Source organism: Gemmatimonadaceae bacterium (assembly GCA_020852815.1).
Taxonomy (GTDB): Bacteria; Gemmatimonadota; Gemmatimonadetes; order Gemmatimonadales; family Gemmatimonadaceae; genus SCN-70-22.
Genome location: JADZAN010000014.1, coordinates 116,276 through 139,575 on the forward strand (window position 1 = coordinate 116,276; position 23,300 = coordinate 139,575).

Consider the following 23,300-nt stretch of genomic DNA (forward strand, 5'->3'; position numbering starts at 1 on the left):
CCGTGGCCTCCGAGACACTCTCCCAGAACGAGATTGACGCCCTCCTCGGTGGCGGGGGGCGATCGACCGTTGCCGCCGCGCTGCCGTCGGCCCGCGACATCCTCGCGGAGGCGCAGGTCTACGACTTCCGGCGTCCGCACCGCATCTCCAAGGAGAAGCTGCGGACGCTGGAGGCGATGTACGAGCGCTTCGCGAAGTCGCTGGAGGGATGGCTCCTCGGGCGCGTGCGCGGGGGCGTGGCGTTGCAGCTGCAAAGCGTCGAGCAGTTCTCGTTCGGTGAGTTCACCCTGTCGCTCCCGACCCCCTGCGCCTCGTACACCTTCGAGTTGCGGGATACCGGCGGGCAGCAGGGGGTGATCGACTTCGGGCACGAGTTCGCCTACTTCCTGGTCGACCGCCTCTTTGGCGGGAGCGGGACGCCCGCGCTCCCCAACCGCGCCCTCACGCCCATCGAGCGCATGGCCGTGCGCATGGTCGCCGACCGCGTGCTCAGCGTGCTGGGCGAAGTGTGGCAGGACTACATCGAGATGGACCTGGGCCTCACCGGCTTCGAGTCCATTCCCGAGATCCTGCGCGTCGCCAACCGCGAGGATCCGGTTCTCGTGGCCAACATCGAGGTGGCCGCCGCCGAGACGCGGTCGCTTCTCCTCGTTTGTCTCCCGTTCGCCGTCCTCGAGCGCTTCTTTGCCGGCGGCAACGAGCGCCGCGCCTCGATGCTGGGGACGCCGCAGGAGCAGGAGCTGAACCGCGACCTGGCCGAGCTCTCGGTGCGCGGGGCCCGCATTCCCGTCGCGGCGCGCCTTCCCTCGTTCCGCATGTCGATGCGCGAACTCCTCGCCCTCTCGTCGGGGAGCGTGGTGTCGACGGGCGTGACGCGCAACGAGGAGCTCGACGTCATCGTTGGATCGCAACCTCGCTTCAGGGCATCGCCGGGCCGCATCGGTCCGTCGCTCGCCGTTCGCCTTACCGACGGGCTCCTTCCGGCGCCCGAGACCGACACCCTCCCGATCACGCGGACCACGTTGCCATGACCGCACCCGACACCAGCATGCCCGACCCGATGGAGGCGAACTTCGAGGAGATCACGTCCGTCCTCTCGGCGGGCGGCGAGGTTCCCATCTCGCTCCTCCTCGACCTCACGCTCCCCGTCTCGATCGAGTTGGGGCGCACTGCCATGACGGTGCAGGAAGTGCTGCGCCTCGGGCGTGGCAGCGTGATCCAGCTCGACCGCCTGGCGGGCGAGCCGATCGACATCTACGTCGGCGACCGCCGCTTCGCCGAGGGTGAAGTGGTGGTGCTGGGCGAACACTTCGGCGTGCGCATCACGCGCATCCTGTCCAAGAAGGCGATCGCGGAGGCCGCGGCGTGACGTTCAGTTCCATCGTCGGCGTCGCGCTGACCCTTGCCTTCGTCCTCGGCCTCCTCGCGGTCACCATGCGATTGTTGCGCAAGGTGTCGCAGGGGAGCGCTCTGGGGCGCGGCCAGGACCGCGTGTCGCTGGAGGTGGTGCAGCGCATCGCGTTAGGCCCCCGCCAGGGGATCGCCGTGGTGCGCATTGGCGAACAGCTGGTGGCGGTGAGCGTTGGCGAGGGGGGGGTGCGTACGCTGGCGGAGCTGGAGGCGGTGGAGGGGTCGGTTCCGTCGACCGTGCACGCCACGGCCGTTGCCCCGGTCGAGACACCGGTGGCGGGGACGCGCGATTTCCGCACGGCGCTGATGCACGGGCTCCGCTCGGCGGGGCTTCCGCTGGCGCTGGCGCTGCTGGCCGGGGCGACGTTAGGCGCCGGGGCGGTTGCGGCGCAGGCGGCGACGCAGCCCGCGACGCGCCTGGCGACGCCGCCGGCGACACGCCCCGCGACACCGCCGGCGATGCCGCCAGCCGCAACTCCGCAGCGTCCGGCGCCGGCTGGTGGCGCCGCATCGCGTCCCGGCGCCGCCGCGGCCGCGGCCGTCGGCCAGCCGCAACGTCCGGTCACCGCCACGCCGTCGGTGCCGGCGGCTCCGCAGGGCAACGCACTCGATGATGCGTTAGGCAAGGCGATGCCCAAGCTCGACCTCGCCGTCGACGGGAGCAAGCCGGGCGGGCTCCGCCTGAGCGGTTCGGTGGGGATCGTCATCATGATGGGGCTCCTGACGCTCCTTCCGACGCTGGTCCTCATGATGACCAGCTTCACGCGCATCCTCATCGTGCTGCAGTTCCTCAAGCAGGCGCTGGGGACGCAGTCGGCCCCACCATCGCAGCTCGTGAGCGCGCTCGCCTTGCTCCTGACGGGCTTCGTGATGGCCCCGACCATGTCCGAGGTGAACCGCGTCGCCATTGCCCCCTGGCTCGACGGGCAAATCGAACAGGGCGTGATGATGAAGAACGCGCTGGGGCCGATGCGCGAGTTCATGCTGCGCCAGACGCGCGAGCGCGACATCACCGCCTTCGTCGACATGGCCGGCGGCACCCCGCCCGCGCGCCCCGAAGACGTCTCCACGATCGTCCTCACCAGCGCCTTCGTCACCAGCGAACTGCGCACCGCCTTCCAGCTCGGCTTCGTCCTGTTCCTCCCGTTCATCATCATCGACATCGTCGTCAGCTCGGTCCTGATGAGCATGGGGATGTTCATGCTCCCGCCGGCAATGATCTCCATGCCCTTCAAGCTCCTCCTCTTCGTCCTCGTCGACGGCTGGTCGCTCCTGATCCAGTCGCTCGTCCAGGGCTTTCGTTAGGCACCCCTCGTCCCCAGCCTTCGCTGGGTCAGGCCTCTCGTCCTCTCGTCTTCTCGTCTTCTCGTCTTCTGATGTCCTACGCCCTCGTCACGGACCTCGCCCGCAACGCCATGCTGGTCGCGATGCTCCTCGCCGCGCCCCTCCTCGCGGTGTCGCTCATCATCGGGCTCCTGGTCAGCATCCTCCAGACGGTGACGCAGATCCAGGAGCAGACGCTCTCGTTCGTCCCCAAGCTTGTGGGGATCGCCGCCGTCTTCATGGTCGGGCTCCCGTGGATGTTGCAGCTGCTGGTCGACTACACGCAGAAGTTATTCCGCTCGCTCCCCGCCCTCATCACCAACTGAGCGCACCACGGATGACGCCGACCTTCGACCTCCTCGCGCCCGGCGCCCCCACCGCCCTCGTGCTCTTCAGCGCGCGGGTGAGCGGGCTCGTGCTGGTCGCGCCGGTCTTCTCGGCGCGCCCCGTCCCGGTGGCGATCAAGACCGGGCTCGTCATCCTCCTCTCCGTCCTCCTCACCCCGGTGGCGCAGTTGCACCTGGTGCGCCTCCCCGACCTCACGCCGGTCGCGATCCTGGGCGAGACGCTCGTCGGTTTCGCCCTCGGCCTTGGCGCGGCCCTCCTCATCGGCGCCGCGGAGACCGCGGGAGAGCTCCTCTCGATCCAGATCGGGCTGTCGGGCGCGGCCATCGTCGACCCCATGTCGTCGCACCAGACCACCGCGCTGGGGCAGTTCGTGCACCTCTTCGCCATCGCGCTCGTCCTCTCACTGGACGGGCACCTCGTCATGCTCGATGCGCTGGCGGCGAGCGCCCAGCGCATCCCGGTCGGCACGCCGCTCGACATCGCCGCCGGGCTCCGTGACTTCGTGCGCACCGGCGCCACGCTCTTCTCGTTAGGCCTGCAGTTCGCGGCGCCGATCATCGCCGTCGTGCTGGTGGCCAACGTCGCCCTCGCCGTGCTGAGCCGAGCCGCGCCGCAGCTGCAAATCCTCCAGCTCGCGTTCCCCGTCCAGATCCTCATCGGCATCGGGACGCTGGTCGCGACGCTCCCCTTCATCGCCACCTGGTTCCTGGGGTGGGAGGCGTCGTACGACGGCGTCCTCACCCGGGCCATGTCCGCGCTCGCGGGAGTCCGCTGACATGGCACTGGCCGACCAGGAAAAGACCGAAGCGCCAACACAAAAGCGGCGCGATGATGCCCGGGCCGAGGGACGCATCCCACGCTCGCAGGAGCTCACGACGTCGTTCGTGCTCCTGGGGGCGGCGATGCTGCTCAACCTCATGGGGCGTACGATGGGGCACCAGGTGATGGGGATCTTCTCCGACGGCCTCACGCTGGTGGGAACGGTCGACGTGAGCCAGGAGTCGGCGGTCTCGATGCTGCGTTCCTTTGGCGCCCGCGCGATGTTCATCATCGGGGGCTGGGGAGGCGCGCTGATGATCATGGGGCTCGCCATCGCCGTGCCGCAGGCGCGCGGCGTGCTCACCTTCAAGCCGCTCGCCCCCGACTTCGCGAAGCTGTCGCCGGCGCGCAACGCCAAGCGCATCCTCGGGATCCAGTCGCTGGCCGACCTGTTCAAGTCGCTGCTCAAGCTGGCCCTGATCGGCTATGCGGTGTACAGCGCGTTAGGCGCGGCCTGGCACGACATCATCGCCCTCGCGCAGGAGCCGAACTTCAGCTTCCTGCTGGTTTCGATGCGCTACTCGATCAAGCTCCTCACCACCGCCGGGCTGTGCTACCTGGCGCTGGCGGGACTCGACTACGCCTTCCAGATCTGGCAGTACGAGTCGTCGCTCAAGATGAGCCGCGACGAGATCCGGGAAGAGTCGAAACAGTCGGAGGGCGACCCGCTGGTGAAGCAACGCATGCGCTCGTTTGGCCGCGCGCTGGCGCGCCGGCAGATGATGCGCGACGTCCCGAAGGCCGATGTCGTGATCACCAACCCGACGCACATCGCCGTCGCCCTCCTCTACGATCCGTTCAGGGCCCCCGCCCCCATCGTCCTCGCCCTCGGCCAGCGCAAGGTGGCCGAGCGCATCAAGGCGATCGCACGCGAGAACGGGATCCCGTGCATCGAGAACAAGCCATTGGCCCGCGCGCTCCTCGCCGCCGCCAAAGTCGGACAGATGATTCCCAGTGAACTCTACGTGGCCGTTGCCGAGATCCTCGCCTTCGTGATTCGTCGCCGCATGGCGCGCGGGCAGCCGCTGCAGGGAGTGAGCGCATGAGCACGAGCGCGCGCCCGATGCCGGCCATCGAGGGGATGGCCAAGCGCAACGCCGAGATGGGGCTTGCCATCGCGGTCGTCTTCGTCCTCGCGCTGATGATCGTCCCGCTCCCGGCGATCATCCTCGACCTGCTGCTCGCCACGAGCATCGGGCTCTCGCTGGTCGTGCTCCTGACGACGATGCAGACGGTCGAGCCACTCGAGTTCTCGTCGTTCCCGGCGCTCCTCCTCCTCCTCACACTCTTCAGGCTCGGCCTCAACTTCGCCTCGACGCGCCTCATCCTCAGCGATGGGCACGCGGGACAGGTCATCCAGGCGTTCGGGCAGTTCGTCATCGGCGGCAACTACGCCGTGGGCGTGGTCCTCTTCCTGATCCTCATCGGCATCAACTTCATCGTGATCACGAAGGGTGCGGGGCGCGTGGCCGAAGTCGCGGCGCGCTTCACCCTCGACGCGATGCCGGGCAAGCAGATGGCGATCGACGCCGACCTCTCGGCCGGCCTCATCGACGAAGGCGAGGCGCGCCGCCGCCGTGAGGAGATCGCGCGCCAGGCCGACTTCTACGGGGCGATGGACGGTGCCTCGAAGTTCGTGAAGGGCGATGCGATTGCCGCGCTCCTCATCACCGGCATCAACATCCTGGGCGGGATCTTCATTGCCGTGATCCAGCGCGGCCTCCCACTGGCGCAGGCGGCGTCGCAGTACACGATCCTCACCGTGGGCGAGGGGCTGGTGGCGCAGGTCCCCGCGCTGATCGTCTCCACCGCCGCCGGCATCATGGTGACGCGCGCCTCCGGGCAGGTGCGCATGGGAACCCAGGTCGCGTCGCAGCTGGCGGCGTATCCGCGCGCGATGCTGGTCGCGGCCGGCGTGCTCACGACCTTCGGCCTCATTCCCGGGCTGCCCAAGCTCCCGTTCCTGGCGTTAGGCGGCGTGCTCTTCTTCCTCTCCCGCGCGGCGACGACGGCCGAGGAGAAGCGCGAAGCGGCGCGCCAGGCCGCCAGCGAGGAACAGGAACGCCCGGCAGAGAAGCCGGCCGATCCCATGCGCGACCTCCTGCAGATCGACCCGATCGAGCTGGAGGTCGGCTACGCGCTCATCCCGCTCGTCGACGAGCGCCAGGGGGGCGACCTCCTCGAGCGCATCCAGCTCCTGCGCAAGCAGGCGGCGCTGGAGGTCGGGATCCTGATCCCGCCCATCCGCGTGCGCGACAACTTGCAACTGCCGGCCAACGAGTACGTCATCAAGCTGCGCGGCGCCGAGATTGCCCGCGCGGAAGTCATGCCGCGCTTCCACCTCGCGCTCGACACGGGGTCGGTCATCCACGGCATCGAGGGGATCGAGACGATCGACCCGGCGTTCGGGCTCACCGCCCGCTGGATCGCCTCGTCGCGCCGCGTGGAAGCGGAATCGTTAGGCTACGTGGTCGTCGAACCCGCTGTCGTCATCGCCACGCACCTGATGGAGTCGCTCAAGGTCAACGCCGCCGAGCTGCTGGGGCGCCAGGACGTGCAGGAAATGGTCGAGACGCTCAAGAAGTCGCACCCGGCGCTGGTCGAGGAACTCATCCCCGCCAAGGTCTCGCTGGGGCTCCTCCACCGCGTCCTCCAGCGCCTGCTGCGCGAGCGCATCCCGATCCGCGACCTGGTCACGATCCTCGAGGCGCTGGGCGACGGCGTCGAGCAGACCAAGGACGCCGAAGTGCTCACCGAGCACGTGCGACGCTCGCTGTCCAACATCATCGCGCGCTCGTTCGCCGACGCCTCCGGCGCCGTGAGCGGGATCACGATCGGTGCGCGCCTCGAGGCGTCGCTCATGGGACTCTTCTCGCCGCGCAACGCTCCGGCCGGCCTGGCGCCGCTCACACCGGACCTCCTGGCCGACCTGCTGCGCGAACTGAACTTCCTCGCCACCACGCACGCCAGCGAGGGTCGCCTTCCGCCGCTCATCACCCCGCCGTCGCTCCGCGTGGGCGTGCGCCGACTGGTGGAACCGGTGCTGGCGACGCTCCCCGTGATCTCGCTCGCCGAGCTGCCTACAACCGTGAAGCTGAACTCCGTCGCCACCTGGGAGCTGAACCATGTTGCTTGAGACCTTCCACGGCACCGACCTGCGCCGCGTCTTCGACGACGCGCGGCGCGCCCTGGGCGACGACGTCCTCATCGTCCGCAGCGCGGTCAACCGCGACGGCGGCGTGACACGCGTGGAGGTGATCGCCGCGCGGCAGCAGGACCTGCAGTCGCTGCGCAAGCGCCTGGAACCGACGATGCCCAACCTCGATCGTCGCAGCAACGGGCGCCGCGCCCCGTACCTCGTTGCCCTCGTGGGCCCCACGGGGGCCGGCAAGACGACCGCGGCCGCCAAGCTCGCGCTGCATCGCGCCGTCTTCGGCGCCCGCAAGGTGGGGCTCATCACGCTCGACACGTATCGCGTGGGCGCGCTGGAGCAGATGCAACAGTACGCCGAGGTGATGAACCTCCCGCTCGAGGTGATCTACGACGCCCGCGAGGTCCCCGCCGCACTCAAGCGGCTCGACGATCGCGACGTGGTCATCATCGACACGCCGGGGCGCTCCCCGCGCGCCAGGGACGCCAACACGCAATGGCAGGCGCTGCTGCGCGTCATTGCGCCTGACGAGACACACCTGGTGGTCCCGGCCACGATGCGCCCCGATGCCGTCCCCGCCCTGATGGCGTCGATGGCACCGTGCCGCCTCACGCACGCGATCATCGCCAAGGTCGACGAGCTGCACGACGAGCGCGCCATTGCCGACGTCGCGGCGCGCGTCGACCTCCCCATCCGCTGGATCGCCGACGGACAGGCGGTCCCCGACGACCTGCATCCGTCGCGCGGCCGCATCCTCGGCGCGCTCGGCCTCGGGTCGCCGAACGCCTCGACGCGCGCCGCATGAGTGCCGTCATGACGCTCCTTTCCTCGTCGAACGCCGGACCGGGACGCGCGGGCAACAGCGCGCCGCCCACCGTCGTTGCCGTCGGCAGCGGCAAGGGAGGCGTAGGGACATCCACCGTGGCCGCACTCCTGGCCGCGACGATGGCCGAGGCCGGACAGCGCGTCCTGCTGATCGACGCCGGCCAGCGGCTGGGCGGGCTGCACCACCTGCTGGGGGTCGAACCCGCCGGCTCGTTAGGGCAGCTGCGCGGAGACCGCGAGCCGCAACACCTCCTGGTTCCGGTGGCGGACCGCCTGTCGCTCTTTGCCGCCAGCACCGACGAGGGCGCGTTGCGCCCCACCGAGCGCCGCCTCCTCATGCGGCGCGTGCTGTCGCTCTACGCCTCGTTCGACCTGGTCGTGGTCGATGCCGGATCGAGCGCCGAGTCGCTCGTCGCCGCCTGCGCCGACGGAGCGGCACGGCTGCTGGCCGTCACCGCCGGCGACCGCATCTCGCTCGTGGCAACGTATGCACTCGTCAAGCTCCTCCACGACCGCACCCCCGGCGTGCGCGTCGACATCGTGGCCAATCGCGTGGCCGACGATGCCGCCGACCGCCTGCACGAATACCTCAACGGCGCGGCCGTGCGCTTCCTCTCGCGCACCGTCCCGTTTGCCGGCGCCATCCCCGACGACCCCGACTTCGGCCACGCACTCGCGGCCGGGCTGGGGACCGCCGAAGCATCGTTAGGCTCCACCGCGGCCGACGCCGTCCGCACCATCGGCGAGCGAATCCTCGCCGAGGCCGCTGTTCCACCGACTTCGAACCACCGCCTCTTGCGCAAGGGTTGAGCTGATGGCAACCGATAACCTCTGGGGCTTGTTCGCCAAGGGCGATCAGGCGGCACGGGAGAAGCTCCTCACGGAGAACCTCAACCTCGTGCACCACGTCGCACGCCAGCTCTCCAAGGCGCTGGCAGCCCCGGCCGACTTCGACGAACTCGTCTCCTGCGGCACGATCGGGTTGATGAATGCGCTCGATGCCTTCGAGCCGCACCGCGGGCTCGCCTTCTCCACCTTCGCCGTCCCGCGCATCCGCGGTGCGATCCTCGACGAGCTGCGCCGTCAGGATCACGTCCCGCGCTCGATCCGCCGCAAGACGCGCGAGATCGCCCACGCGCGCGAGACGCTCACCCGCATCTTCGGTCGCCCGGCCACCGACAAGGAAGTCGCCGAGCAACTCGGCCTCGACCTCGACACGCTGTGGCGCTGGCAGGCCGACACCGAGAGCGCCGTGCAGATCTCGCTGGACCAGTCGGCCACGGAGCACGACGGGCAACCGTGCCTCCCGCCGGAAGCGCTTGCGCACGAGTCGGACAACACGATCGAGGACGACATCAACCGCGAGCAGGAGAAGGAGATCCTCAAGGCAGCGCTCAAGCGCCTCAAGGACCAGGAGCGGATCGTCCTCACGCTCTACTACTTCGAGGAACTGAAGCTGCACGAGATCGCCGACGTGCTCGACCTCACCGAATCGCGTGTCTCGCAGATCCGCGCCAAGGCGCTCCAGCGCCTGCGCGGCGAACTCGCCCACTTTCGCACCCCGGCCTAACGATGCGCGCGATCCTCAACCTCGTGAACCTCATCACCAGCGACACGCTCACGCTGGTGGCCACCGGCGCGCTCGCGCTGGCGGTGATCGCCCTCCTCGTCCTCATCGCCTGGCCCACGCGCCCCGCCTCGCCGATGTCGACCGCGCGCTCGCCGCGCTCGGCCGAGGCGCGCGCCCTCGTGGCGTCGGGCACACCGGCACTGGAAGTGGCGCGCCGCACCGGGCTCTCGCGCGACGCCTTGGCCCTCATGATGGGAATGACGTCGTCCTCCGCCCGGCAGAAAGCGCCCACGTCGGCACCCTTTTCCCTGTTCCAGCGCCTGCGCCGCGCCGACCGCTCGGCTGCGATTAGCCAGCAAGTGACGGTGTAGCAACGAGTTGGGCGAACGGCAACCCGGGCGCGGGCGCGGGCATATCGGTTGCCTTTTCATGCGGAAGACCCTCGCCCCGAGCGCCCCGCATGAAGACAGACGGAATTGCCAGCGCCGCCTACGCCCTCCGCTACTGGGAGCGGCGCCAGGAGGTGACATCCAATAACCTGGCCAACGTCAACACGACCGGCTTCAAGGGCGAGCGCGTCTTTGCCCGCCTGGTCGCCGAAGGGCTCCCGGTGGCCGAGGCCGCGACCGACTTCACCGAGGGGACCTTCACCCCGACCGGGAATCCGCTCGACCTCGCACAGCGCGGCAACAACTATTTCGTGGTCAACACCGCCAACGGCGAGCGCTGGACGCGCGGCGGCTCCTGCGGCGTCGATCCGCAGGGCTTCCTCGTCGACCAGGACGGCAACCAGCTGTTAGGCGAGAGGGGACCCATCAAGGCCGCGGGAAAGAACGTCGAGATCGATCGCAGCGGCTGGGTTGTCGTCGACCGCGTCCGCGTCGACCGCCTCCGCGTCGAGGCACCGGCCGCCGGCGCCGTGCTCCAGCACGAGGGCGGGATGCACTTCGTCCCCGACGCCGGCCGCGCCAACGTCGCCTACGAGGCCCGCGACATCCGTCAGGGGCAACTCGAGGGGAGCAACACCAACACCCTCGGCTCCCTGGTCGACCTGATCACGATCCAGCGCCACTTCGCCGACGCGCAGAAGGTGCTGAGCACCCTCGACGGCATTCGCGGCACCATCGCGAACGACCTCTCGAAGGTCCCCGCCTAACGCTCGTCAGCCACCGTCGCCCTCTCGTCTTCTCGTCCTCTCGTCTTCTCGTCTTCTGCCCCCATGAATCCTGCCCTTCGCACCTCCGCCACCGGCATGATGGCCCAGCAGCTCCGCACGGAGGTCATCGCCAACAACCTGGCGAACGTGAACACCACGGGTTTCAAGCGCTCGCGAGCGTCGTTCGAGGACCTGCTGTACCAGACCGTGCAGGGTTCGGCGGTGGTCGGCAACCCCGACACCAACACGATCCCCGCCGTGCAGGTCGGACGCGGGACGCGCCTCGCCGCCGTGCAGCGCCTGCACTCGCAGGGGCCGGTCGAGCAGACGCAACGCTCGCTCGACCTCGCCATCGAGGGCGAAGGCTTCTTCCAGGTGCAACTCCCCAACGGGACGCTGGCCTACACGCGTGACGGCTCCTTCGGGATCTCCGACACGGGGACGCTGATCACCTCCAACGGCTACGCCGTCGTCCCCGGGATCAAGATCCCCACCGACGCCACGGAGATCACCATCTCCTCCAACGGCAAGGTGTCGGTGTCGCAGAGCGCCACGCAGGTGGACAAGACGGAACTCGGCCAGCTCGAGCTCGCGCGCTTCATGAACCCGTCGGGGCTGCAGGCGTTAGGCGAGAACCTCTACTCCGAGACGCCGGCCTCCGGGCAACCCACCGTCGGCTTCGCGAGCGACGAGGGGATGGGACGGATCCTCCAGGGATACCTCGAAGGGAGCAACGTCGAGATCGTGCAGGAGATGGTCGACATGATCACCTCGATGCGCGCCTACGAGATCAACTCCAAGGCGATCAAGAACGCCGAGGACATGATGTCCACCGCCAACAACATGATCCGCTGATGCTGCACGCCGCGCACGCCGCGCACGCCATGTCACGCGTGGTCCGCCCCGCCCTTCGCGCCCTGCTCCTCCCGGTGGCCATGGTCGCCGGGCGGTCGCTGCCGGCGCAGGAGCGTGGCGCCAGCGTCGTCGTGGCGTCGCCACTTGCCGCCACGACGGAGGCGCTCGTCGCCACGCGTCGCCTGGTGCGCGGCACCGTGCTCAAGGCATCGGACATCGCGCGCACGCGCGTCCGCGCGCGTCTGGACGCCAACGGGCACGCGCGCGCCGAGTCGCTCGACGTGACCCCGGGGTGGATCGCGCGCCGCGTGATCCAGCCGGGCGAGGTGCTGCGCGCCCCGGCCGTGGCGCCCGCCCCACTCGTTGCCGCCGGGCAGGCGGTTCGCTTCACCTATCAACAGGACGGACTCGAGTTGTCGCTCGACGGCGTGGCCCCCGTGGCCGGCGCGTTAGGCGACACGATTCCCGTCCGGCTCGGCGCCCGGCGCCTCCTGTCCGGCATCGTCGCCGGCCCGGCGCTCGTCGTGGCCATTGACCTCTCGAGGACTCCATGATCCACCATTGCGACATCGTGGCCACGCCGCGCCGGGTCACGATCATCCCCGCCGTCCCGTCCGTGCCCGCCGAACCGGCGGCGCGCACGCGTCGTGCCTTCCTCGGTGCGCTCTCCGCCCTGGCCCTCCTGCTCACCCTGGCCGCCGCCTCGTTAGGCGCCCAGGCGCCGCGCCCCGCGACCGGTGACAGCGCCAGGGCCAAGGCGCCGGTCCGCAACATCTCGTGGACGTCCAACCGGCGCTCATTCCTCGTGGGTGACATCATCCGCGTCGTCGTCGACGAGCGCGCCATTGCCGGCGCGTCCAAGGACAACAGCAACGCCGCCTCGCGCAACCGCACGCTCGATGTCGGCATCAACCCGCCGCAGATGGGGACCAGCGGCTCAGGGCTCGGCGCCATCGATGGCTCCATGCAAGCGGGCGACGGGAGCAGCTCGCAGCAGCGCGGCAACGCCACCCGCGGCACGCAGTACAACGCCGAGATCCCGGTACGCGTCGTCGCCGTCACGCCGGAAGGGCTCCTCCAGGTGAGGGGTTCCAAGCTCATCGACGTCGACAAGAACAAGCAGACGCTGACGCTGAGCGGCTTCATCAGCCCCATCGACGTCAACTCGCGCGACGTGGTCGGCTCCGACGTCATTGCCGACATGCAGCTCGCCTACGCCTCGAAGGGTTCGCTCGGCAAGCCCAAGAGCGGCATCATCACCAGGATCGTCGGCCTCCTCTGGCCCTGACCGCCATGCCACGCCACATCCGCAGCACCCTCGTCAGCTGCATCGCCGTCAGCTGCACCCTCGTCGCCGCCGTCGGGCTCACCGCCCGGGCGGCGTTCGCGCAGGGAGTCCCCATTCGCGACCTGGTCATCGACGACCAGGGGGTCCCCGTGCGCCTGGTCGGCTACGGCCTCGTGACCGGGTTGAGCGGGACGGGCGACAACACCAACAGCGGGCGTACCGGGCAACAGACGGTGCAATCGGTGGCCAACCTGCTGCGCCGCTTTGACGTCGTTGTCCCCGCCGAACTCCTGCGCACGCGCAACGTGGCCGCGGTCCTCGTGACCGCCGAGGTGTCGCCCTACCTGCGCCCCGGCGGGCGCTTCGAGGTGCAGGTTGCCTCGGTCGGCGACGCGCGCTCGCTTCGCGGCGGCGTCCTCTGGATGACCCCCCTCATTTCCGACGTGGGGGGAAAGCCGCTCGGCACCGCGCAGGGGCAACTCTATGTCGACGAGCAGGACATGGTGCGGCGCCGCGTTGGCTTCAGCGCCGCCAGCGGGCGCATCGCCGCCGGCGGGCTCCTCGAAGTCGACCTCCCCCGCCCGCAGTTCGCCGCGTCGACGCGCCTCATCCTGCGCGAGCCCGACATCGGCGTCGCCGCGCGCATCGCGGCCGTCGTGGACTCAGTCGTGGGGCAAGGGACGGCGAAGGTCGAGGACCCCGGCGCCATTGCCCTCACTCCCAAGGACTCGCTCGGAGGGGGGCCGGCCGCCGCGCTGGCCCGGATCCGCGACCTCAAGGTCGAGGTGGCGCGCGTGGCGCGAATCGTCATCGACCAGCGGCAGGGAACCGTCGTGGCGGGGGGCGACCTGACGCTCGGCCCCGGCGTAGTCAGCATTCAGGGGCTCACGCTCTCGATTGGACCTGCACCTGCCGATACTGCCCAGCAGGGATCGCGCAGCCAGGTCCGGGTGCCTACCGGGGCCACGGTCCAGCAACTGGCCGCCGCGCTCTCCGCAGTCCGAACGCCGCCGTACCAGGTGGCGCAGATCTTCGAGGCGCTCAAGCAGGTCGGGGCCATTTCCGCAGAGGTCGTCGCGCGGTGACGTACATCAACGCAGGGCACACGGGACTCGCGAACGGCGCCACGCGCCCGGCGACTGGCACCAGCCGGTCGCCGGCGGGCGTTGCGCCTGGCGGGGCCGCCGACGAGCGCGAGGCCAGGCTGCGCCAGGTCGCCGGGCAGCTCCAGGGCGTCTTCGTGGAGCAGCTCTTCAAGGCGATGCGCGAGACTGTTCCCACCGATGGCATCACCAGCGGTGGCTCCGGTGAGCAGATGTTTGCCGGGATGCTCGACCAGCACCTCGCCAACGCCGTCCCGTCGCAGTGGTCGCACGGCATCGGCGAGTCGCTCATGCGCCAGCTTCGCGCGCGCACGACGACGCCCGCCACCACCGCGACGGAGGCCGTCAAGTGATCTCCCCATCCGTGCAGCCCTCACGCGCCATGGTGCAGATTGCCCCGTCCCAGTGGCCACCGCTCGTCCACAACCTGTCCGACGCGCTGGCCTCCGAGCGTCGCCTCATCGACGAGCTGATCCTCATCATGAAGCAGCAGCGCGAGGCCGTCGCCGCCGACAATCTGCAAGGGGTCGACGACTCGGTCTTCGCGGTGCAGCGCGTCCTCCTCACGCTGAGCGAGGCGCGCAAGCGTCGTCGTGCCCTCAACGCGCGCCTCGGACACGCCGAGGACATCCCGCTCAAGGACCTGCTCGAGGCGATGGGACCGTACGCCACCGACGACCTGCACGCCTCACGCGAGGCGTTGCAACTGTCGGCGCGCAACCTGGCCCGCGAGGTGTCGACCAACCGCCAGGTGCTGCGCGAGGCACTCACCTCCGGCGAGGAACTCGTCCGTACCCTCGCCGGCGTCGCGCCGACGCGTCCCGGCTACGGCGACGCGCCCGGCGCGGGCGATCCCGCGCGCGCCTCCTACATCGTCAACCGGCGGGCCTGACCATGCCGGGCATCGGAAGCATCCTCAGCATCGCGCGCTCGGCGCTGGCCGCCCACCAGGTGGCCATGCAGACCACGTCGCAGAACGTCGCCAACGCAGACACCGAGGGCTACTCGCGCCAGCGCGCCGAGTTGAGCACCTCGTATCCGCAGAAGTTCCCCTTCTTCACGGTGGGAACCGGCGTCCAGGTGAACGGGATCGTGCGCATGCGCGACCAACTCCTCGATGCCAGTTTCCGCCGTGAGGTTGCCAGCCGCGATGGCTTCAACGTTCGCTCCGAACTCCTGGGCGAGATCGAGTCCATTACCGGCGAACCGTCGGACACCGGGCTAGCGAACACGCTCGACGAGTTCTGGAACTCGTGGAACGACCTGGCCAACACGCCGGGCAACGCCACCGCCCAGAGCGTCGTGCGCCAGCGCGGGGCGCAGGTGGCCTACACGCTGAATACCTACGCCTCGCGAATCGACGACGTCGCGAACCGCACGCGCGACAACCTCACCACCATGGTGGGCGAGCTCAATACGCTCACCGGTCAGGTGGCGACGCTCAATCGCCAGATCAAGTCGATGGAGGTCACCGGGGAGGAGGCGCCCGACCTGCGCGACGCGCGCGACCGACTCGCCGACCAGCTCGCGCAGATGGCGGGTGTGCGCACGGAGATGCAGGCCGACGGGACGATGGGGATCTACCTCGGCTCCATGATGCTCGTGGATGCCACCAATGCCCGGGCGCTCGACGTGCGCATCTCGGGGAACGCGACGAGCGTTGGCTTCGTGGGCGACCCGGAGCCGGCGCAGGTGGTGGGCGGGAAGGCGGGGCAGATGATGGCCTTCCTCAACACCGACATCCCGACGGTGAAGAGTGAGCTCGACAGCCTGGCGCGCGGCCTCGTGAACGGCGTCAACGAGTTGCACGCCTCGGGCTGGACCGCGGCCGGCGACGCGTTAGGCAATGCCAACTGGGTGGCGGCCAACGGGCCCACCGGCTCGCGGGTGAACTTCTTCGACGCCGCCTTCACCACCGCCGGGGAAATCCGCCTGTCGGCGGAGGTGACGGCCAACGCCCAGGTCATCGCCTCGGGCGACGTGCAGAACGCGCCCGGCAACAACACGCTGGCCCTTGCCCTTGGCGCGCTTCGCGACGACCAGGGGATGGCGGCGCTGCAGGCCCGCATGGGGGCGAACTTCGCCACCCAGATCGGCTTCCAGACCGGCCAGAGCTTCGGCGATCACTACAACCTCACGATCACGAACCTCGGCGTGAAGTCGGCCGACACCACGCGGCAGTTCGAGATCTACGACACGCTGACCCAACAGACCGAGAACCGCCGCGCCTCGGTGTCCGGCGTCTCGATCGACGAGGAACTCACGCTGATGTTGCGGCACCAGCAGGCCTACACGGCGGCGTCTCGCCTCGTGACAGCGGCCGACGAGATGGCGCAGACCATTCTCAACATGGTCTGAGCCATGCTCATCCTGTCTCGACGCGCCGGCGACGCCATCATCATCGAAGGAGGGATCCGCATCGTGGTCCTTGCCTCCGATCGCCGTGGCGTGCGCCTTGGCATCGAGGCACCTCCGCACGTCTCCATCGTGCGTGAGGAGATCGTCACGCAGATCGCCGACGAGAACCGCCGCGCCAACGTTGGCGCCGAGGCCGCGGCCCTGGTTGGCGGCGTCGCCGCCAAGGCCGAGTAACCCGCCAGCCGCAATATCGTGTTCCAGATCATCGGTCTCGTCGTCGTCCTGGGCAGCGTCATCGCCGGCTACACCATGCACCATGGGAAGCTGGGGGTGTTGTGGCAGCCGACGGAGTTCATCATCATCGGCGGCGCCGGGCTGGGATCGTTCATCATGGCGAACCCACCCAGCGTGCTGAAGGCGTCGCTGGCGGCCGCCATCGGCCTCCTCAAGCCCACCCCGTTCAACAAGAAGTCGTACGGGGAACTGCTGCAGGTGCTCTACGAGGTCTTCCAGACGGCGCGCAAGGACGGCCTCATCGCCCTCGAGGCGCACATCGAGGACCCCGCGAAGTCGACCATCTTCAGCAAGTACCCCGGCTTCAGTCACCACCATCACGCGGTCGTCTTCCTCTGTGACACGCTCAAGGTGCTGCTGACGGGCGCGGTGGAAGACCATCACCTGGCCGACATCCTCGACCTCGACCTCGAGCGCATGCACGAGGAGGAGCACCAGGTCCCGAACGCCATCACGACGGTGTCGGACGCCATGCCGGGCTTCGGGATCGTCGCCGCCGTGCTGGGCGTCGTCATCACGATGGGCTCGATTGGCGGTGCCGCCTCGGAGATTGGCGAGAAGGTCGCGGCCGCGCTGGTCGGGACGTTCCTCGGCATTCTCCTCTCGTATGGCATGATCGGGCCGTTCGCCAAGGCCATCGAGGTGCGCCAGCGCGGCGAGGGGCAGTACATGTCGTGCATCCGCACCGCGCTCCTGTCGTTCGCGCGCGGCGACGCGCCGATGACGTGCGTGGAGTTTGCACGGCGCAACATCGAGCCCACCGATCGTCCCAGCTTCGCCGAGCTCGAGGCACTGACTCGCAAGAAGGCAGCCTGACGTGGCCAAGGGCGGCGGCAAGGTCGTCATCGTCAAGAAGATCAAGAAGGGCGGGCACGGCCATCATGGCGGGTCATGGAAGGTCGCCTACGCCGACTTCGTGACGGCGATGATGGCCTTCTTCATGGTGATGTGGATCCTGGGGATGGACGAGCAGACCAAGAAGGCCATCGAGGGATACTTCTCATCGCCCGTGGGGTTCAAGAAGGGCTACTCGTCAGGCTCGTCGCCGCTGTCGTCGGGGAGTTCGCCCGCAGCGGTCAAGCGCGAGGCCGTGCAGATCGCCCTCCGACAGCTGCAAGCCAAGCGCTTCGAGGCCGTGCAGGCGCACCTGCGGGGGAGCATGGACTCCATCGCGGCCATCGGGAAGCTGCGCGCCAAGGTGGAAATCACCGTCACGCGCAACGGGCTCCGCGTCGAGCTGATCGAGGACGAGTCGGGCGACACCTTCTTCCCCATCTCCTCGCCGGTCATGACCGAAATGGGGCACGTGGCGCTCGAGGCCATTGCCGGCGAGCTGAAGGGGCTCGAGAACCCGATCGTCATCGAGGGGCACACCGACGCCGCGCGGTACGCCAACAAGGCCTACACCAACTGGGAACTGTCGGCCGACCGCGCCAACGCCGCGCGGCGCATCCTCGAGGGATACGGCCTCGACCCGACGCGCATCACCGAGGTCACCGGACTCGCCGACCGGCAGCTCAAGTATCCCAACGAACCCCTCAATCCGTCCAACCGGCGGATCTCGATCCTCCTCCCCTTCCTCGATCCGCCGTCGACCCCGACGGTGGACCAGCTGCAAGAACGCATCGAGGAGAAGCAGACCAAGCAGTCGTAGCAGCAACGATGGTCGACGAAAGCGGGGGGCGCCTGTCGCGGCGCCCCCCGCTTCCTTTCGTGCCGGCTGTCGTCGGATGCCGAGCTACGCGGCCTGCTCGATGCGCTCGCGCGTCCAGCGCACCGCGTCGAGATACAGCTGGCCCAGCAGCGCAGCATCGATCCCCATCGTGTCGCTCTCCGCCGCCACCACCGCCCACGCCCCGCGTTCGTACGCCTCGACCAGCGCCAGCGTCGGCGCATAGGGACCGCTGCGCACCAGGAGGGCGCGACGCACCTCGTCGGCCAGGTCGATCAGGTGCAACAGCTCCTGGAGCGGGACCTTGAGGATGGCGTCGAGCAGTGAGAAGAGCCCCACCATGAACAGCGCTTCGGCCGTGCGGCGGTCGCGCGCCAGGAGCGCCACCGTTTCGCAGAACCGTGCGCGCTGGATCGCCAGGCGCACCAGTTCCGCATCCGTCCCCCCCTTCCCCGCCACCGACGTCACGAGGAGGAGCGAGAGCCACTTGTGCAGCTCGGCGCGCCCGACCATCCGCACCGCATGCCGGATCGACTCGATCCCGCGTCCGCCCATCGACGCCGAGTTCACCGTGCGCAGCAGCTTGTACGTCAGCGACACGTCACCACGGAAGGCCTCCTCCAGCGCGGCGTCCGTCGTGTCCGGGTCGCGCAGGAGGTTCATCAGGCGGAGGATCGTCAGCTGCCCCGCGGTGAGGTCGCGGCGCGCCAGCGTTTCCGGCTTGCTGAAGTAGTAGCCCTGGAACAGGCCGTAGCCTAACGCCATGCAGGTGCCGTGGACGGCCGGCGTCTCCACGCGCTCGGCGAGGATGATCCCCCCGTACGGCGCCACGCGCTGGTAGGCCGCCTGCAGTTCGGCGTCGCCCTTGTTGAGGACATCGAGCTTGACGATCTTCGCCAGCCGCAACATGGGATCGAAGGCGGGGGTGTACTCGAAATCATCGAGCGCCATCGTGTAGCCCGCCCCCACCAGGGCGTGGCACGCGTCCACCACCTCGGGATCGGGCGTCACCGTCTCCAGCAGCTCGATGACCACCGTCGACGGATCGAAGAGCTGATACGTCCCCTGCACCAGCATGTCGCGCGTGAAGTTGAGGAAGGCGCGGTGCCCCCCCGTCATGCGATCGAGTCCGATGTTGAGGAAGGCGTGGACCAGGACCTCCGATGCCATCACGTTGGCCGTGATGCCGTCGGCGGTGGTGTGCGCACCCGTGCGACGGTACAGCAGCTCGTACGCGTACAGTTCGCCGCCCCGGTCGAAGATGGGCTGCCGTGCGACGAAGACATCGACCAGCGATTCACCGCTGTCGGCGTCAGGCGCCTGCGGGGACGCGGGCGCGTGAGGGGGCACGGAAGGGGGCGCTGTCGGGCGCGCGGGCGTGGTGGTGATCGTCACGGGAGAGGAGGCAAGGCGTGAGACGTCCTTCACCAGTATCGACCGGATGCGGCCTCGACTTGTCTAGCCTCTGGGCGAGCGTTAGCCTTCCCCTTCCCCCCGGGGCCAGGCTCCGGGGCGCGCGCGAGTAGCTCAGCTGGATAGAGCGTCGGCCTCCGGAGCCGAAGGTCGTGGGTTCGAATCCCGCCTCGCGCACTACCATCGCAGCTGACTGTTCCGGGCGCGCTTAGCGCGTTCGAGAGAGCGACGTCAGCCATGTCACGAGCGGTGGTTCGGAGCGCGAACTCGATCGGATCCGCGGCGTTGTTCTTGCTGCCTCGACTCGCCGGCGCGACCGTGATTCTCGTCTCGGCGGCTCGTCCCCGCGCTAACTCGCGCCACGAGTCCGTTACAGTCAGGCATTGTTGAACGCCTCTGCTCGCCTTGCCGCGCCTTCCGGCGCTACATACTTTCGCGTTCAAGCGACCGGATAGCTCAGCGGTTCGAACACTCGCGTCCTCCCCCCACCTCGCGTGGACATCGTCGAACTCAAAAGGAAGTCGGTCGCCGAGCTCCTCGAGCTCGCGACCGACCTGAGCCTGCAGGAGACCTCCGGGCTCCGGAAGCAGGACCTGATCTTCCGAATCGAGCAGCGCCTGCTGGATCAGCAGGTCGTGCTGCGCGGTGAGGGGGTGCTCGAGATTCTCGCGGAGGGCTACGGCTTCCTGCGCAGCCAGGACTGGAGCTACCTCCACGGTCCCGACGACATCTACGTCTCGCCGTCGCAGATCAAGCGCTTCGACCTCCGCACGGGTGACACGATTCGCGGCGAGGTCCGCCCCCCCAAGCAGTGGGAGCGGTACCTCGCGCTGCTCAAGGTCGATCTCATCAACGGCGGCGAGCCCGACCCCTCGTCGCCGCGACTCATCTTCGACAACCTCCGTCCGCGCTACCCCGACCAGCGGTTGCGCCTGGAGAACGGCGATGTGTCGATGCGGGTGGTGGACCTGATCGCCCCCATCGGCAAGGGACAGCGCGGCCTCATCGTCGCCCCGCCCCGCGCCGGCAAGACGATCCTCCTCCAGAAGATGGCGAACGCCATCGCCGACAATCACCCCGAGGTCTCGCTCATCGTCCTCCTCATCGATGAGCGCCCCGAGGAAGTGACCGACTTCCACGAGTCGGTGCCCAAGGCGGAGGTCATCAGTTCCACCTTTGACGAGCCACCCGACCGTCACGTGCAAGTGGCGGAGATGGTGATCGAGAAGGCCAAGCGCCTCGTGGAGAGCGGACGCGATGTCGTGATCCTTCTCGACTCCATCACACGGCTGGCGCGCGCGCATAACGCGGTCATCCCGCAGTCCGGGAAGATCCTCTCCGGCGGCCTCGATGCTTCGGCCATGCAGAAGCCCAAGCGCTTCTTCGGCTCGGCGCGCAAGATCGACGACGGCGGGTCGCTGACCATCATTGCCACAGCGCTGGTGGAAACCGGGTCGCGCATGGACGAGGTGATCTTCGAGGAGTTCAAGGGGACCGGCAACATGGAGTTGGTCCTGAGCCGTGAGATCGCCAACCGCCGCGTCTTCCCCGCCATCGATATCAACAAGTCGGGGACGCGCCGCGAGGAACTCCTCCTGGACCGGGAGGAGATGAACCGCGTGTACCTCCTGCGCACCTTCCTGGGCGACATGCCTCCCGACGACGGGATCTCCTTCCTGCTGAAGCAACTCGTGCGATCGAAGACGAATCGCGAGTTCTTCCAGCAGATGGCGCAGGGGTAAGGGACGACGTCGCCGTCATCACCGGGCACTGCCGAACCTGGACGCTTGCTCGCCGTTGACTACGGGGAACGGCGCGTGGGGCTGGCGGTGAGCGATCCCACGCAGACCATCGCCTCGCCGGCGGGCTTCATCCTGCGCCGTATCGGCAAGCGCCCGCCCATCGCCGAGATCATTCGGCGGGCGAGCGAGCACGAGGCGACAGGCTTCGTGCTGGGGCTGCCGCTGGACAGCGACGGCGAGGAGACCGAGCGTTCGCGCGAGGTGCGTCACATTGCCGCCGAGTTGGAGAAGCGCACCGGCCTCCCGGTGCGGCTCATCGACGAGCGGTTTTCGTCTGCGGCCGCGCTGCGCGCCATTCGCGAGATGGGCGGGTCCACGCGCGGCCGGAAGGGCGACGTGGACGCCATGGCGGCGGCGATCCTGTTGCAGCAGGCGCTGGGGATGGGCAGCGTGGGTCCGATGCTGGAGAACGGGTACGGAGCGAGTGGAAATGATGACGGAGGGGGTGCCGGTGCGCGTTAGGTTGAGATCGGGGGGGGCCCCCCGCGCCGCCGTTGCACGAGCCGCCGCTGCACGAGGGGCCGCTACACGAGCCGCGGTTGCACGCGCCGCCGCTACACGCGCCGCCGCTACACGCGCCGCCGCTACACGCGCCGCCGCTACACGAGCCGCGGTTGCACGCGCCGCCGGTGCACGCGCCGCCGGTGCACGCGCCGCCGGTGCACGCGCCGCCGCTGCAGAGGGCGGAATTGCATCTGGCGGCATGCCTCGCCACACGCGCGGCGCGGTCGCCATGGCGGCACTCGCCCTCTCGCTGCTGCTCTCCGGATGCGGAGACGATGTGCCTCGGCGCGTCGTCATCCCTCCCGGCTCGTCGTTCCGAGTCGCGGCCGACTCGCTGGCGCAGCGAGGGGTGATCGCCTTCCCGCGCGCCTTCCGCATGTACGCCAGTTGGAGTAAGCGCGATCGCTCGATTCGCGCGGGGACGTACGAGTTTCGCAGCAACCAGGGGTGGGGCGAGATCCTCGACGCGCTCGCGGCGGGCAAGGGACTGGTGCACACCTTCACCATCCCCGAAGGGTACGCCCTCTCGTCGATCATCCCCGTCATCGCACGGTCGCTCGAGGTCCCGCCGGAGTCGGTCGAGGTGGCGACGCGCGACACCGCGCTGCGTCATCGCCTCGACATCCCGACGCCGACGCTCGAGGGGTATCTCTTTCCCGACACCTACACATTCCCGCCAGGCGCAACCGCACGCGACGCGGTGACGGCAATGGTGGAGCGGTTCGAGCGAGTGTGGAAGCCGGCGTGGGATTCGGCGGCCAGGGCGATGGCCTTCTCGCGCCACGACGTGATGGCGCTGGCCGCGATCATCGAGAAGGAGGCGCGGCTCCCTGAGGAGCGCCCCGTGATCTCGGCGGTGTACCACAATCGGCTCAGGATCGGGATGCGGCTGCAAGCCGACCCCACGGTGCAGTACGCGTTAGGGCGCCACGTGGAGCGCGTGCTGTACAAGGACCTCGAGATCGACTCGAAGTACAACACGTACAAGTACGCGGGACTTCCTCCCGGGCCCATTGCCTCCCCCGGGGCCCCGAGCATCGAGGCCGCGGTCTTTCCGGCCAACGTCCCCTACCTGTACTTCGTCGCGCATCCGGACGGGCATCACGAATTCCGGACGACGTACGAGGAGCATGCCGCGGCGATACGCCAGGTGCGCGCGGGACGTCGCGCGGCGCAGGGGAAGGGGCGTTAGCGGGGGATCGCGCGTGTCCCGCCGAGACTCGGGACGCGCCGGTGGACGCCGGATGGAACGCGAGACGAGCGGTCTGCAGGGCGGAAATGCAACGCGGGCCGCATGGGGATCCATGCGGCCCGCGAAGGGGTGCCGGCGACGGCCTACTCTCCCGCGATCTCTCGATCGGAGTACCATCGGCGCTGTAGGGCTTAACGACCGTGTTCGGAATGGGAAC

At 69.0% G+C, this 23,300-nt stretch carries 26 protein-coding genes, 1 tRNA gene and 1 rRNA gene; 26 read left to right on the forward strand and 2 right to left on the reverse strand.

Going from position 1 to position 23,300, the window contains the following annotated elements; all coding sequences use genetic code 11:
* The first annotated feature begins 2 nt into the window (after positions 1 to 2).
* From IT359_07980 to IT359_08085, 22 genes are all read left to right on the forward strand, one after another.
* On the forward strand, positions 3 to 1,031 hold the full coding sequence (locus tag IT359_07980) for a FliM/FliN family flagellar motor switch protein (protein MCC6928910.1): 1,029 nt from the start codon (positions 3 to 5) through the stop codon (positions 1,029 to 1,031).
* On the forward strand, positions 1,028 to 1,369 hold the full coding sequence (fliN, locus tag IT359_07985) for a flagellar motor switch protein FliN (GenBank protein MCC6928911.1): 342 nt from the start codon (positions 1,028 to 1,030) through the stop codon (positions 1,367 to 1,369). The genes IT359_07980 and fliN overlap by 4 nt, the downstream gene beginning before the upstream one ends.
* Positions 1,366 to 2,715, forward strand: a complete 1,350-nt coding sequence (gene fliP / locus IT359_07990) for a flagellar type III secretion system pore protein FliP (protein MCC6928912.1) — start codon at positions 1,366 to 1,368, stop codon at positions 2,713 to 2,715. The genes fliN and fliP overlap by 4 nt, the downstream gene beginning before the upstream one ends.
* Before the next feature lie 71 nt (positions 2,716 to 2,786).
* Complete coding sequence (gene fliQ, locus IT359_07995) at positions 2,787 to 3,059, forward strand: flagellar biosynthesis protein FliQ (GenBank protein MCC6928913.1); 273 nt, start codon at positions 2,787 to 2,789, stop codon at positions 3,057 to 3,059.
* A gap of 11 nt (positions 3,060 to 3,070) precedes the next feature.
* A complete protein-coding gene (fliR, locus tag IT359_08000; GenBank protein MCC6928914.1) occupies positions 3,071 to 3,856 on the forward strand; it encodes a flagellar biosynthetic protein FliR in 786 nt (261 codons plus the stop codon).
* Position 3,857: 1 nt separating this feature from the next.
* On the forward strand, positions 3,858 to 4,946 hold the full coding sequence (gene flhB / locus IT359_08005; GenBank protein MCC6928915.1) for a flagellar biosynthesis protein FlhB: 1,089 nt from the start codon (positions 3,858 to 3,860) through the stop codon (positions 4,944 to 4,946).
* Positions 4,943 to 7,036: a flagellar biosynthesis protein FlhA gene (gene flhA / locus IT359_08010; protein ID MCC6928916.1), complete on the forward strand. Its 2,094-nt coding sequence runs from the start codon at positions 4,943 to 4,945 to the stop codon at positions 7,034 to 7,036. The genes flhB and flhA overlap by 4 nt, the downstream gene beginning before the upstream one ends.
* Positions 7,026 to 7,856 (forward strand): hypothetical protein, encoded by an 831-nt coding sequence (locus tag IT359_08015; GenBank protein ID MCC6928917.1) that lies wholly within the window; start codon positions 7,026 to 7,028, stop codon positions 7,854 to 7,856. Before flhA ends, IT359_08015 begins: the two co-directional genes overlap by 11 nt.
* Positions 7,853 to 8,686, forward strand: coding sequence for a P-loop NTPase (locus IT359_08020; protein ID MCC6928918.1), 834 nt, complete (start codon positions 7,853 to 7,855; stop codon positions 8,684 to 8,686). The genes IT359_08015 and IT359_08020 overlap by 4 nt, the downstream gene beginning before the upstream one ends.
* Positions 8,687 to 8,690: 4 nt before the next feature.
* On the forward strand, positions 8,691 to 9,446 hold the full coding sequence (locus IT359_08025; GenBank protein MCC6928919.1) for a FliA/WhiG family RNA polymerase sigma factor: 756 nt from the start codon (positions 8,691 to 8,693) through the stop codon (positions 9,444 to 9,446).
* A gap of 2 nt (positions 9,447 to 9,448) precedes the next feature.
* The gene (locus IT359_08030; protein ID MCC6928920.1) at positions 9,449 to 9,817 is read left to right on the forward strand and encodes a hypothetical protein; all 369 of its coding nucleotides are present in this window, start codon (positions 9,449 to 9,451) and stop codon (positions 9,815 to 9,817) included.
* Between the two features lie 89 nt (positions 9,818 to 9,906).
* Complete coding sequence (locus tag IT359_08035; GenBank protein MCC6928921.1) at positions 9,907 to 10,602, forward strand: flagellar hook basal-body protein; 696 nt, start codon at positions 9,907 to 9,909, stop codon at positions 10,600 to 10,602.
* Positions 10,603 to 10,665: 63 nt separating this feature from the next.
* The gene (gene flgG / locus IT359_08040) at positions 10,666 to 11,457 is read left to right on the forward strand and encodes a flagellar basal-body rod protein FlgG (GenBank protein MCC6928922.1); all 792 of its coding nucleotides are present in this window, start codon (positions 10,666 to 10,668) and stop codon (positions 11,455 to 11,457) included.
* Entirely contained in the window at positions 11,457 to 12,011 is a 555-nt protein-coding gene (gene flgA / locus IT359_08045; protein ID MCC6928923.1) for a flagellar basal body P-ring formation protein FlgA, read from the forward strand. The genes flgG and flgA overlap by 1 nt, the downstream gene beginning before the upstream one ends.
* Positions 12,008 to 12,745 carry a flagellar basal body L-ring protein FlgH gene (locus tag IT359_08050; GenBank protein MCC6928924.1) on the forward strand — a complete coding sequence of 246 codons (738 nt, stop codon included), beginning with the start codon at positions 12,008 to 12,010 and terminating at the stop codon, positions 12,743 to 12,745. The genes flgA and IT359_08050 overlap by 4 nt, the downstream gene beginning before the upstream one ends.
* 5 nt (positions 12,746 to 12,750) lie before the next feature.
* Positions 12,751 to 13,830: a flagellar basal body P-ring protein FlgI gene (locus tag IT359_08055; protein MCC6928925.1), complete on the forward strand. Its 1,080-nt coding sequence runs from the start codon at positions 12,751 to 12,753 to the stop codon at positions 13,828 to 13,830.
* Complete coding sequence (locus IT359_08060) at positions 13,827 to 14,201, forward strand: rod-binding protein (GenBank protein MCC6928926.1); 375 nt, start codon at positions 13,827 to 13,829, stop codon at positions 14,199 to 14,201. The genes IT359_08055 and IT359_08060 overlap by 4 nt, the downstream gene beginning before the upstream one ends.
* A gap of 11 nt (positions 14,202 to 14,212) precedes the next feature.
* Positions 14,213 to 14,740: a flagellar export chaperone FlgN gene (gene flgN, locus IT359_08065; GenBank protein MCC6928927.1), complete on the forward strand. Its 528-nt coding sequence runs from the start codon at positions 14,213 to 14,215 to the stop codon at positions 14,738 to 14,740.
* 2 nt (positions 14,741 to 14,742) lie between these two features.
* Complete coding sequence (gene flgK / locus IT359_08070) at positions 14,743 to 16,206, forward strand: flagellar hook-associated protein FlgK (GenBank protein MCC6928928.1); 1,464 nt, start codon at positions 14,743 to 14,745, stop codon at positions 16,204 to 16,206.
* A 3-nt stretch (positions 16,207 to 16,209) separates the two neighbouring features.
* Positions 16,210 to 16,440: a carbon storage regulator gene (locus tag IT359_08075; GenBank protein MCC6928929.1), complete on the forward strand. Its 231-nt coding sequence runs from the start codon at positions 16,210 to 16,212 to the stop codon at positions 16,438 to 16,440.
* Between the two features lie 18 nt (positions 16,441 to 16,458).
* Positions 16,459 to 17,316: a flagellar motor stator protein MotA gene (gene motA / locus IT359_08080; protein MCC6928930.1), complete on the forward strand. Its 858-nt coding sequence runs from the start codon at positions 16,459 to 16,461 to the stop codon at positions 17,314 to 17,316.
* 1 nt (position 17,317) lies between these two features.
* Positions 17,318 to 18,154 carry an OmpA family protein gene (locus IT359_08085; GenBank protein MCC6928931.1) on the forward strand — a complete coding sequence of 279 codons (837 nt, stop codon included), beginning with the start codon at positions 17,318 to 17,320 and terminating at the stop codon, positions 18,152 to 18,154.
* Between the two features lie 84 nt (positions 18,155 to 18,238).
* On the opposite strand, the gene IT359_08090 is transcribed toward IT359_08085, so the two are convergent.
* Positions 18,239 to 19,522 (reverse strand): HDOD domain-containing protein, encoded by a 1,284-nt coding sequence (locus tag IT359_08090; protein ID MCC6928932.1) that lies wholly within the window; start codon positions 19,520 to 19,522, stop codon positions 18,239 to 18,241.
* Between the two features lie 166 nt (positions 19,523 to 19,688).
* Here IT359_08090 and IT359_08095 point away from each other — a divergent pair.
* The 4 genes from IT359_08095 (at position 19,689) to mltG (ending at position 23,083) form a co-directional block, all read left to right on the forward strand.
* Positions 19,689 to 19,762: transfer RNA gene (locus tag IT359_08095), tRNA-Arg, on the forward strand.
* Between the two features lie 317 nt (positions 19,763 to 20,079).
* Complete coding sequence (gene rho / locus IT359_08100) at positions 20,080 to 21,327, forward strand: transcription termination factor Rho (protein ID MCC6928933.1); 1,248 nt, start codon at positions 20,080 to 20,082, stop codon at positions 21,325 to 21,327.
* Between the two features lie 45 nt (positions 21,328 to 21,372).
* The gene (gene ruvX, locus IT359_08105; GenBank protein ID MCC6928934.1) at positions 21,373 to 21,849 is read left to right on the forward strand and encodes a Holliday junction resolvase RuvX; all 477 of its coding nucleotides are present in this window, start codon (positions 21,373 to 21,375) and stop codon (positions 21,847 to 21,849) included.
* A gap of 241 nt (positions 21,850 to 22,090) precedes the next feature.
* The gene (gene mltG, locus IT359_08110; GenBank protein ID MCC6928935.1) at positions 22,091 to 23,083 is read left to right on the forward strand and encodes an endolytic transglycosylase MltG; all 993 of its coding nucleotides are present in this window, start codon (positions 22,091 to 22,093) and stop codon (positions 23,081 to 23,083) included.
* Between the two features lie 130 nt (positions 23,084 to 23,213).
* On the opposite strand, the gene rrf is transcribed toward mltG, so the two are convergent.
* A 5S ribosomal RNA gene (gene rrf, locus IT359_08115) occupies positions 23,214 to 23,300 on the reverse strand; the annotation flags it as partial.